Genomic DNA, 205 nt, shown 5'->3' on the forward strand with positions numbered 1-205 from the left:
GGTCACTTTATCGCCTTCTGCGATATCGCCACCTGTCGCCGTACCGCTCACCGCGATGGTCTCGCCGCTTTCGGCTTGGTTGATCACGTCATCGGCGGTGATTGACGCCACCGTGACGACGCCCGCATCCGCTGTCTTATCCACCGTATGCGTGGAGGTCGCGGTGCTGTCGACTGTGTTGCCCGCCTCATCCGTTGACGCCACG

The 205-nt window shown here is 62.4% G+C and carries 1 protein-coding gene; it reads right to left on the reverse strand.

Annotated elements, in window-relative coordinates:
* The coding region (locus HC752_RS25570) for an Ig-like domain-containing protein (RefSeq protein ID WP_342029509.1) at positions 1–204 on the reverse strand (204 nt) is incomplete at its 3' end.
* Position 205 lies beyond the last annotated feature (1 nt).

The sequence above is a fragment of the Vibrio sp. S9_S30 genome (assembly GCF_014694455.1).
In the GTDB taxonomy this organism is placed as follows: Bacteria; Pseudomonadota; Gammaproteobacteria; order Enterobacterales; family Vibrionaceae; genus Vibrio.